Here is a 1,447-nt window from a genome sequence, read left to right as displayed (position 1 = left end):
ATAGCTTATCTTTTGCTCACGACAACCCTATTTTTTCCTTCCGTTTTTGCCTGATACATGGCATCATCTGCCTTTTTGACAAATGATTCGATACTTTCAACACCATTGTATTGAGCTACGCCGATACTAACGGTTATTTGACCGACCTCTTTAAACGTAGCGTGCTCGACCTCTTTTTTGAGCCGCTCGGCAAGGGCAATAGTCCCCTCAAAAGGTGTGTCTATCTGTAGAATGACAAACTCTTCACCGCCCCAGCGTGCGAACATATCATTGCTTCTTACTATGCTGCGGACGACTTCGGCAATTTTGCTCAGGACATCATCCCCGGCATTATGTCCGTAGGTATCATTTACTTTTTTGAAATCGTCGATATCAAAAAGGATCAAGGCAACTGAAATATTGGAATCCTGGGCATGTTCAGTGGCTAATTTGAGCCATCGATTACACTGTAATCGGTTTGCCGCATTGGTCAGCGGATCGGTAGATGCAGCTTTTTCCAGCTCATGTTCAAAGAGTATTCGTGTGGTAATATCTTTACCGGTAGAGATAAAATTCGTGAGTTCCTGACGCTTGTTTTTCAGCGGGACGATGGTTTTGAATTCATGATAAAGGGTTGCATCTTTTCGTTTATTGGTCAGAACTCCGCGATAGGTCTCCCCTGAGAGGATCGTATCCCATAGATGTTGATAAAAGGAGTTCTGGTGTTCGCCGGATCGGAGTATACTGGGTTTATGTCCGATCACTTCCTGCGCTAAATAGCCTGATTGCTGTTCAAAAGCACGGTTGACATATTCTATTTTCCCCTCTGTATCGGTAATGACTACGGTATCTCCGCTCTCTTCGAGGGCTTTTGAGAGTCTGAGAAGATGAAAGTCGGTTTGGTGTTTAAAGACACGTAATATTTGTGTAATCGCATAGCTTGCCACAATGGCGCACAAGGCGCGGAACAGCTCGACCGGCAACGTAGTGAGTGCTCCAAAAGATGCTCCATTTACTATGGATGAGGGGAAAAATGTTCCGGAGGGGACAATGAGGCCTGCGAGGATACCGTAGAGAAAAAAAGTGCTTGCAAGGAGATTAGCACATCGTTTCATCGCATCATATACGGATCCTTGGACGAGATAGAATGGATGAAAAAAGATGTATGCGGTCATGAATATTCCCGGAGCACCGAGGAAGTAGCGAACCATTATATTGACATTTACTAAGGTGAACTGATGAAAACCTATCAGTAATGCTCCCAAACCAAAAATAATAATGAGAAGAGTGATCATCGCAAATGTTTTATTCCAAATAACCCGTAAGGAAAAATAGAAAAGGATAGCATACGAGAGGCTCATCATAATCAAGCCGGCCAGGTAAAATGTCTCTTTCGTCTCTTCGCTTCCCAATGATTTGAACATGATAAGCCATTCGGATATACCGTGAAGAATTCCAAATACGCCTA

Annotated in this window: 1 protein-coding gene; it reads right to left on the bottom strand. The window is 43.5% G+C overall.

The window, feature by feature from the left end; genetic code table 11:
- Positions 1–5: 5 nt before the first annotated feature.
- On the bottom strand, positions 6–1,447 hold a 1,442-nt coding region (locus tag A3G19_RS09015; RefSeq protein ID WP_294872173.1), incomplete at its 5' end, for a diguanylate cyclase.

Origin of the sequence: Sulfuricurvum sp. RIFCSPLOWO2_12_FULL_43_24, from assembly GCF_001829605.1 — a bacterium.
Taxonomy (GTDB): Bacteria; Campylobacterota; Campylobacteria; order Campylobacterales; family Sulfurimonadaceae; genus Sulfuricurvum.
This window is presented reverse-complemented; position numbering and strand designations above follow the sequence as displayed.